The organism is Microvirga sp. GN3 (assembly GCF_055792825.1).
In genome coordinates, this window is sequence record NZ_JBVVAK010000049.1 from 47248 (window position 1) to 57058 (window position 9811).

At 61.4% G+C, this 9811-nt stretch carries 8 protein-coding genes; all 8 read left to right on the top strand.

Features of this window, described 5'->3' with window-relative positions; all coding sequences use genetic code 11:
* Positions 1–8: 8 nt before the first annotated feature.
* The 8 genes from ACS5Q1_RS22490 to ACS5Q1_RS22525 all read left to right on the top strand — a co-directional run bounded on the left by ACS5Q1_RS22490 (position 9) and on the right by ACS5Q1_RS22525 (position 9161).
* Positions 9–2012, top strand: coding sequence for an AMP-dependent synthetase/ligase (locus ACS5Q1_RS22490; protein WP_473100262.1), 2004 nt, complete (start codon positions 9–11; stop codon positions 2010–2012).
* The gene (locus ACS5Q1_RS22495; protein WP_473100263.1) at positions 2009–2809 is read left to right on the top strand and encodes an ABC transporter ATP-binding protein; all 801 of its coding nucleotides are present in this window, start codon (positions 2009–2011) and stop codon (positions 2807–2809) included. The genes ACS5Q1_RS22490 and ACS5Q1_RS22495 overlap by 4 nt, the downstream gene beginning before the upstream one ends.
* Positions 2810–2822: 13 nt before the next feature.
* Positions 2823–3779 (top strand): branched-chain amino acid ABC transporter permease, encoded by a 957-nt coding sequence (locus ACS5Q1_RS22500; RefSeq protein WP_473100270.1) that lies wholly within the window; start codon positions 2823–2825, stop codon positions 3777–3779.
* Between the two features lie 13 nt (positions 3780–3792).
* Entirely contained in the window at positions 3793–4878 is a 1086-nt protein-coding gene (locus tag ACS5Q1_RS22505; RefSeq protein ID WP_473100264.1) for a branched-chain amino acid ABC transporter permease, read from the top strand.
* A gap of 75 nt (positions 4879–4953) precedes the next feature.
* A complete protein-coding gene (locus tag ACS5Q1_RS22510; protein WP_473100265.1) occupies positions 4954–6276 on the top strand; it encodes an ABC transporter substrate-binding protein in 1323 nt (440 codons plus the stop codon).
* Positions 6277–6480: 204 nt separating this feature from the next.
* Complete coding sequence (locus tag ACS5Q1_RS22515; RefSeq protein WP_203440096.1) at positions 6481–7329, top strand: ABC transporter ATP-binding protein; 849 nt, start codon at positions 6481–6483, stop codon at positions 7327–7329.
* Positions 7330–7433: 104 nt separating this feature from the next.
* Positions 7434–7823, top strand: a complete 390-nt coding sequence (locus tag ACS5Q1_RS22520) for a DUF805 domain-containing protein (RefSeq protein WP_473100266.1) — start codon at positions 7434–7436, stop codon at positions 7821–7823.
* Between the two features lie 105 nt (positions 7824–7928).
* Positions 7929–9161, top strand: coding sequence for a phenylacetate--CoA ligase family protein (locus ACS5Q1_RS22525; RefSeq protein WP_473100267.1), 1233 nt, complete (start codon positions 7929–7931; stop codon positions 9159–9161).
* Positions 9162–9811 lie beyond the last annotated feature (650 nt).

The following is a 9811-nucleotide window of genomic DNA, read 5'->3' on the forward strand; positions in this document are numbered from 1 at the left end:
ACGCGCGGATGCCAGGGAGGTTGACGTCGTTGACGACGGCTGCGGATGCGCGCGCGGATACATTCCCGAAATTGTTGGCGCACAATGCGCGCCTACGCCCGAACCGCACCGCGTTTCGGCACAAGGATCTCGGGATCTGGCAATCCTGGACCTGGGGCGAGGTGCACGACATCGTTCGCGCCTATGCCAGCGGTCTGCAATCCCTCGGCCTGAAGCGCGGCGGCAAGATCGCCATCATCGGATACAACCGGCCCTATCTCTATTGGACCATCTGCGCCGCCCAATGGCTCGGCGCGATCCCGATCCCGGTCTATGCGGATTCGGTCGCCGACGAGATGGCCTATGTGCTGAGCCATGCCGAGGTGACCCACGCGGCCGTGCAGGACCAGGAGCAGGTCGACAAGATTCTCTCCGTCTCGGAACAGCTGCCGCAATTGCAGCATGTGCTCTACGACGAGCAGAAAGGCCTGCGGGACTACGATCATAGCCGGCTTCATTCCATCGAATCCATTGTAGAGGAAGGCCGCACGCGCCTTGCCGATGCTGCTGAGGCCGCTGGAATCGAGCAGGCGCTGCAGGTAGGGCAAGGCTCCGATCTCGCGATCATTCTCTATACCTCCGGCACGACCGGGCGGCCCAAGGGCGTGATGCTGACCTCCGATGCCGTCATCGCAGCGGCCGAAATCGGCTGCGACTTCGACAAGCTCGACGAGACGGACGAGATCATCGCCTATCTGCCCATCGCCTGGGTTGGCGACCACATCTTCTCCTATGCGCAGGCGATCCTGTCGGGGCTGTGCGTCAATTGCCCCGAGAGCCCGGAAACCATCGCGGAGGACCGCCGCGAGGTCGGCGCAACTTACGTCTTCGCGCCGCCACGCGTCTTCGAAAGCATGCTCACGCTCACCATGGTGCGCATCGAGGATGCGGGCGCGCTCAAGCGGCGCATGTTCCACTACTTCATCAACCACGCCAACAAGGTCGGCGAGAAGATCCTGAACAGAGAGCCGGGTGTGGGAGCCTGGGACCGCCTGCTCTGGAACATCGGCAACGTGCTCGTCTATGCGCCGTTGCGCAACCGCTTCGGCATGACAAGAGTGAAGGTCGGCTACACCGCAGGCGAGGCCATCGGGCCGGAGATCTTCCGCTTCTACCGCTCCATCGGCGTGAACCTGAAACAGCTCTACGGACAGACGGAGGCCTCCGTCTACATCACCATGCAGCCGAACGGCGAAATCCGCGCCGACACGGTGGGCCGTCCTGCCCCACAGGTGGAGATCCGCATTGCCGACAATGGTGAGGTTCTTTACCGCTCGCCCGGCGTGTTCGTAGGCTATTACAAGGACGACGAGAAGACAGCGGAGACCAAGACGCCGGACGGTTTCGTGCATTCGGGCGACGCCGGCTTCTTCGACCAGAACGGCCATCTGAAGATCATCGACCGCGCCAAGGATGTCGGAAAGATGCGCGACGGCGCGCTCTTCCCACCGAAATATGTCGAGAACAAACTGAAGTTCTATCCCAACATCAAGGAAGCGGTCTGCTTCGGCGACGGTCGCGACCATGTCGCCGCCTTCGTCAATATCGACCTCGTGGCCGTGAGCAACTGGGCCGAGCGCAACGGCGTGACATATGGCTCCTATCAGGAACTTGCCGGCCATCCGCTGGTCTATGACATGATCGAGAAGCACGTGGACGAGGTGAACCGCTCGCTGTCCGCCGAGCCGCGTATGGGCGGCGCGCAGATCAAGCGTTTTCTCATCCTGCACAAGGAGCTCGATGCGGACGACGGCGAGCTCACGCGCACGCAGAAGGTGCGCCGCGGTTTCATCGCCGAGCGTTATGCCCCGCTCATCAACGCGCTCTACGACAGCTCGTCCGAGGCCGACATCTCGACCGAAGTCACCTTCGAGGACGGGCGTAAGGGCGTGATCTCCGCACGGGTCAAGATCAGAGACATGAAGGTTCATCCATCACGGGAGCCGGGATCGGTGCTGGAGGCAGCGGAATGAGAGCGCCCGACCATCCCGTCCTCAGCAAGGGCGATGTGCTGCTTGCCGTCGAGAACGTGTCGCTGGGCTTCGGCGGCGTGAAGGCGCTCACCGACGTGTCCTTCGATATCCGCAAGAGCGAGATCCGCGCCATTATCGGGCCGAACGGCGCCGGCAAGACCTCGATGCTCAACTGCATCAACGGCTTCTATTATCCAACCGAAGGCCGCATCACCTTCAAGGGCATCAAGCGCCCGAAGATGCGCCCCTACGAGGCGGCACGCGGCGGCATTGCCCGCACGTTCCAGAACGTCGCCCTGTTCAAGAGCATGTCGACGCTGGACAACATCATGGCCGGCCGTTCGATCAAGATGCACTCGAACTTCTTCTGGCAGCTCTTCCGTCATGGCCCTGCCATGAAGGAGGAGGTCGAGCATCGCCGCTTCGTGGAAGAGATCATCGACTTCCTCGAGATCCAGCACATCCGCAAGACCCCCGTGGGACGCCTGCCCTATGGCCTCCAGAAGCGAGTCGAACTCGGGCGGGCACTCGCCATGGAACCGGAGCTTCTCCTGCTCGACGAACCCATGGCTGGCATGAATCTCGAAGAGAAGGAAGACATGTCGCGCTTCATCCTGGAGGTGAACCAGCAATACGGCACCACCATCGCGCTGATCGAGCACGACATGGGCGTGGTGATGGATCTCTCCGACCGGGTCGTGGTGCTGGAATACGGCCGCAAGATCGCCGACGGCACGCCGACCGAGGTCAAGAGCGATCAGCGCGTCATCGACGCCTATCTCGGCGTGGCGCATTGAAGGGTTGTTGACGATGGACATGCTCTACAAGGTCTTCATCGAACCCTTCGTCTTCATGGGCGAGGCGCCAGATCTCCTGATTCAGACCCTCTGGGAAGGTCTCGTCTCCGGCGTCCTCTATGCGCTGATCGCGCTCGGCTTCGTGCTCATCTTCAAGGCGTCCGGCGTGTTCAATTTCGCGCAAGGGATCATGGTGGTGTTCGCGGCGCTGATCCTGGTGGGCCTCTACGAGAAAGGCGTGCCGGCCTTCCTGGCACTGATTTTGGCAGCTCTCGCCATGCTCGTGCTCGCCGTGGTGGTGGAGCGGGTTGTGCTGCGCCCGCTCGTCAACCAGCCTGACATCATCCTCTTCATGGCGACCTTCGGGCTCACTTACTTTCTCATCGGCTTCGGCGAGCTCATCTTCGGCGGCAACCCGCGCGAGATGATCACGAGTCAGCTCTTCCTGCCGCAGGGCACGACAGAGGTGGACATGTTGGGAGGGATGGTGCGCTTCCAGCATCTCGACATCGCCGCCGCCGTCATCGCCTCGATCATGATCGGCCTGCTCGCGGTATTCTTCTCCAAGACGCGCATCGGCCGTGCGCTGCGGGCCGTGGCCGACAGCCACAAGGCAGCGCTCTCCGTCGGCATCTCTCTCAACCAGATCTGGGTGATCGTGTGGTTTGCCGCCGGCATCGTGGCGCTGGTTGCGGGCATCATGTGGGGTGCGCGCTCGGGCGTGTCGTTCTCGCTCCAGATCATCGCACTCAAGGCCCTGCCGGTCCTTATCCTCGGCGGGTTCACCTCCATCCCTGGCGCGATCATCGGCGGATTGATCATCGGCGTCGGCGAGAAGCTTGGCGAGTTCTATTGGGGGCCGCTGGTCGGCGGAGGCGTCGAGACCTGGCTCGCCTATGTCATCGCCCTGCTCTTCCTGCTCTACAGGCCGCAGGGTCTGTTCGGCGAAAAGATCATCGAACGGATTTAGGGAGACTTTGTCAGTGCTCTACCGCGAGGCCGGCCAGTTCAAGACCAATTATGTTGCGGACAGCGCGATCTTTCCTTTGCGCGAGGATCGGATTGGGCTCACCCTCATCATCGTGGCCGCCTATGCGCTGGCATTCGTCGGCAACAGCTTCCTGCTCCAGGCGGTGATGATCCCGTTCCTGGTGTTCTCGCTCGCGGCCATCGGGCTCAATATCCTCACCGGCTATACGGGCCTCCTGTCGCTCGGCACCGGCGCCTTCATGGGTGTGGGAGCCTATGCCTGCTACAAGCTGATGACGGCCTTTCCCGGCGTGAACGTGATCGTCTGGATCTTCGTGTCCGGCTTCTTCTCCGCCGGTATTGGCGCCCTGTTCGGCTTGCCCTCCTTGCGCATCAAGGGCTTCTACTTGGCGGTCGCGACGCTCGCCGCGCAGTTCTTCCTGCAATGGTGCTTCATCCGCATCCCATGGCTCGTGAACTACAACGTCTCGGGCGCGCTCGACGCACCGCTGCGCACCCTGTTCGGCATTCCGATCATCGGCGCCACCGCCACGCCGCAGACGCGCTACCTCGTCGTGCTCACCATCGTCATCCTGCTGACGTGGCTCGCCTCGAACCTCGTCCATGGCCGCATCGGGCGCATGTGGATCGCGGTCCGCGACATGGATCTCGCGGCCGAACTCATGGGCATCAGGCCGCTCCAGACGAAGCTGCTCGCCTTCGCCGTCTCGTCCTATTACTGCGGCGTGGCCGGCGCCCTGCTCGTCTTCCTCTGGTACGGCGGCGCGGAATACGACGTGTTCAACATCAACCAGTCCTTCTTCATCCTCTTCATGGTGATCATCGGAGGGCTCGGCAGCCTCATCGGCTCGTTCTTCGGTGCGGCGCTGATCTTCATTCTGCCGATCATCCTCGGCATCGCGCTGCCGGCAATCCTGGCGCCCTTCGGCATCTCGATCGGTGCTGATGTCATCGAGCACCTGCGTTTCATGATCGTGGGCGCGCTCATCATCTTCTTCCTGATCGTCGAACCGCACGGCCTCGCGCGGCTTTGGCAGATCGGCAAACAGAAGCTCCTGGTCTGGCCGTTCCCCTACTGACAGCGGTCCGAGAAGGAGACGAGACATGAAACAAGAATTCGGCCTTCAGCCGATACAACGGGAGGAAACGCAACCATGTCGTTTCGCAAATTTGGTCTTGGATTAGCCGCCGCGACGATGCTCGCCGGCATTGCTCTGCCTGCCTTCGCGCAGGATTCGGTCTATGTGCCTCTCTTCACCTACCGCACCGGTCCCTTTGCCGGCTCCGGCACGCCTATCGCCGACGGCATGCACGACTACCTGCGCATGCTCAACGAGCGCGATGGCGGCATCGGCGGCGTGAAGCTCGCGCTCGAGGAATGCGAGACCGGCTACGACACCAAGAAGGGCGTGGAGTGCTATGAATCGGTGAAGGGCAAGAACCCTGTCATCGTCAATCCGTGGTCGACGGGCATCACCCTGCCGCTGATCCCGCGCGCTTCCGTCGACAAGATCCCGATTCTCTCCATGGCTTACGGCCTCTCGGCCTCGGCCCGCGGCGACATCTTCCCCTGGGTTTTCAACCCTCCGGTCACCTACTGGGACGGCATGTCGATCATCATCAAGTATATCGGCGAGAAGGAAGGCGGCCTCGACAAGCTGAAGGGCAAGAAGATCGGCTTCCTGCATCTCGATGCGAGCTACGGCAAGGAGCCGATCCCGCTGCTGCAGGAACTGTCGAAGGAGCTGGGCTTCGAGGTGGCGCTCTATCCGGTGGCCGCCCAGGACATGCAGAACCAGTCCTCGCAATGGCTCAGCGTCCGCCGCGACCGCCCCGATTACATGATCCTGTGGGGATGGGGTTCCATGAACGGCGCGGCGGTCAAAGAAGCCGTTCGTTCCGGTTATCCGATGGACAAGTTCTATTCGGTCTGGTGGCCGGGTGAGGACGATGCCCGCGCCGGCGGTGCGGGCGCCAAGGGCTTCAAGATGCTCAACTGGCATGCCGTGGGAACCAACTTCCCGGCCCTCCAGGACATCCAGAAACACGTGGTCGACAAGGGCCTGTCGAAGGCTCCGAAGGACAAGGTCGGCGAACTGCTCTACAACCGCGGCGTCTACAACTCGCTGCTGATCGCCGAAGGCATTGCCACGGCTCAGAAGCTTACGGGCAAGAAGGCCGTGACCGGCGAGGACGTGCGCCGCGGCATGGAGAACATCAAGCTCGATCCGGCCCGGTTGAAGGAGCTCGGACTCGAGGGCTTCACCGAACAGCTCGTTCTCTCCTGCAATGATCATAACGGCCATCGCCCCGCCTTCATGCAGGAATGGGACGGCACGAAATGGGTGAAGATCTCCAACCCCATCGAGCCCATGACCGACCGCGTGAAAGGTCAGCTCGATGCCGCCGCGAAGGACTATGCCGAGAAGAACGCCGGCTGGCCCAAGCGGACTGAGGCTTGCGATAAGGCGAGCTGATCTAAGCGCAACCAGCCCTCCTCCCCCGCAAGCCTCGGGCTTGCCCGAGACTTGTCTTGGGTCTGCCGCAAGTCGGGAACACCCGACTTGCGGTGGGGAGGAGTTGGAGGTGGGGGTGCGAGCGATAGCCTATGAAGGTCTAGCGCCAGCACCCCCACCCTTAATCCCTCCCCACAAGGGGGAGGGAAAGGGAGAGAGCCATCGATGACGAGCGCTGCTCAGACGCACCTGCAGGACCAACCGCAACCGGCGGATATTGTCCTCAACGTCAACAACATCGAGGTCGTCTACGACCACGTGATTCTTGTGCTGAAAGGCGTCTCGCTCAACGTGCCTAAAGGCGGCATCGTGGCGCTGCTCGGCGCGAACGGCGCCGGCAAGACGACGACGCTCAAGGCCATCTCCAACCTGCTCCGCGCCGAGCGCGGCGAAGTGACCAAGGGCTCGATCGAGTTCAAGGGCGAGCGTGTCGACCGTCTTTCGCCGAACGAACTGGTGCGGCGCGGCTGCATCCAGGTTCTCGAAGGCCGTCACTGCTTTGGACACCTCACCATTGAGGAAAACCTGCTGACCGGCGCCTTCACGCGCAAGGACGGCAACGCCGCAATCCGCCGCGATCTCGAAGCGATCTACGAGTATTTCCCGCGTCTGAAGCAGCGACGCTCTTCCATGGCGGGATATACCTCCGGCGGCGAGCAGCAGATGTGCGCCATCGGCCGGGCGATGATGTCGCGTCCCTCTATGATCCTGCTCGACGAACCCTCCATGGGTCTCGCGCCGCAGATCGTCGAAGAAATCTTCGAGATCGTGCGCAAGCTCAATGCGACGGAGGGCGTGTCCTTCCTGCTCGCCGAGCAGAACACCAACATGGCACTGAAATACGCCACCTACGGCTATATCCTCGAAACCGGCCGCGTGGTGATGGACGGGCCCGCGCAGATGCTGCGCGAGAACGAGGACGTGAAGGAGTTCTATCTCGGCGTTTCGGAAGGAGACCGCAAATCTTTCCGCGCCGTGAAGAGCTACAAGCGCCGCAAGCGCTGGCTCGCGTGAAGAAGCGATGTGCCGAACCGCACTTGACGTTACGTGATAACTATTCCTACGGTCGAAACCTGTGAGCGATGAACGACTCACTTAATTTCTTCTGGGGGCATTCCATGGACTTCGGACAAGCGATCAAGACCTGTCTCAACAAATACGCGACCTTTTCCGGACGCGCACAGCGCTCGGAGTATTGGTACTTCTTTCTGTTCATCATCATCGTCGATATCGTGGCGAGTATTCTGGACACCGCAATATTCGGCGACATGTCCGTCCTCTACCTCATCGCCACGTTGGCTCTTCTCCTCCCGAGCATTGCTGCAGGCGTGCGGCGCCTGCATGATACGGACAAGTCGGGCTGGTGGCTGCTGCTCGGCCTTATTCCGGTCGTCGGCGCCATCGTTCTGATCGTGTTCTTCTGCCAGCGCGGAACGGTCGGACCCAACCAGTTCGGGCCCGACCCTCTGCAGGCCTCCATTTCGAGCGCACATATGGCCGGCACCTAAATCTCTTGCCGCGAGACAAGTGTACGCCATCTCTCGCATGCCGTCAGGCGCGATCTTCGACCTGACGGCATGCCCACGATAGAAATCTTTTTTGGGAACAGGCTCTTGGCAGATCACTATGACGATCGTGAAACCCGCTCCCCTGCCGAACGCGATGCCGCGCTCTTCGCACGACTGCCGGAAATCCTGAAGCCGGCCGCCAAGGCTCCCGCCTATGTGGAGCGCTTCAATGGCATCGACCTCGACAACATCCGAAGCCGCGAGGCACTCGCTACCTTGCCGGTACTGCGCAAGGCCGAACTGCCGGCACTGCAGAAAGCAGCCCTGCCCTTCGGCGGCTTCGTCTCCGAGGCGCCAGGCTCGTTCGGCCGCCTCTTCACATCTCCCGGTCCGATCTTCGAGCCGGAGGCAACCACATCCGACCCATGGCGTTCGGCGCGAGGCCTCTTCGCTGCTGGGTTCCGACGCGGCGATGTGGTTCTCAACACCTTCAGCTATCACCTGACGCCCGGCGGCTTCATCATGGATTCCGGTGCGCGCGCGCTCGGCTGCGCCGTCATCCCGGCGGGACCCGGCAATACCGAACAGCAATTCGAGCTGATCGAGGCCTATCGTCCTGTCGCCTATTGCGGCACGCCGGATTTCCTGAAGATCCTGCTCGACGGCGGGGCATCGTCCGGACGCGATATTTCGTCCATCAAGCGTGCGCTCGTCTCCGGGGCCGCCTTTCCGAAATCCCTGCAGGAGGAGTTCTCTGCCAGAGGCATTGAGGCCTATCAGGCCTATGCTACAGCGGATCTCGGCTTCATCGCGCATGAAACCTCTGTCCGCGAAGGGCTTGTGGTCAACGAAGACATCATCGTCGAGATCGTGCGCCCCGGAACGGGCGATCCGGTACCAGAGGGCGATGTGGGTGAGATCGTCGTGACGACGCTCGATCCGCACCGGCCGTTCATCCGCCTCGCTCTCGGAGACCTGACCGCAGCCATGAGCGGGGTCAGTCCCTGCGGGCGCACCAACATGCGCATCAGGGGGTGGATGGGTCGCGCCGATCAGGCCACCAAGGTCAAGGGCATGTTCATCCGTCCCGAGCAGGTGGCAGAGATCGGTCGGCGGCATCCTGAGCTCGGCCGTCTGCGCCTCATCGTTACGCGCGAGGGGGAGACGGATGTCATGACCCTCGCGGCGGAAACGGTCCAGCCGAGCGATGCTCTCTCTGCGGCTGTGGGCGCAACGCTTCAAAGCATCGCAAAGCTCAAAGGGCTGGTAAAATTTACCGCCCCAGGAAGCCTTCCAAACGACGGCAAGGTAATTGCAGACGAGCGTAAGTACGACTGATCCGCTATTCTTTCATTCTGGCAATTTAGCTTTGCGACATTGCAAGATAATCGAAGCTTTTAGCCTTGAACGCCAGACTCACCCTCCATAAGCTCAAGTTTATCGGCGATTCGAGGCGGGAATCTTGAAACTTCAAAAAGAAAGAGCACCCATGGGGTGCTCTTAAGGTGTCCGGCCGTAGGGGCAAAAAAGACCGGAGATGCCAATAAACGCTGGTTCGTAGAGTTGGTTCCAAAGTTTTTCGAAAAATTTCTATAGCCAAGCCCACGCCTCATTGAGGTCACGTTTTCAGAGTCTAGGGCTGAGCTTCCCGTGGGGGCAAACACGGGCCGGGGCCGCGACCATAGATCCTTCAAGGGCGGGTCGCGGCCATCTCTTTTCTCAAGCTCGGCTATTGAGGCGAGAGACGATGGACATCGGATCCAGAGTGGGCGCCGCTTAGACACTCAATCCGATGGTCTCTCAAGAACCGTACGGACTATCGCGGACAGCCAGATTCACTTTCCCCTTTGGCTTCCAGGCAAACAAAAAGGCCCGGAGCAAGCTCCGGGCCTTGTCGGTGGTGGTGGAGGCCGGCTCAGTAGGTGCCGAACTTGAAGTTCAGCTTGGCCCGGGCGACGAAGAAGTCGTTGTCGTCGTTGCCGACGGCG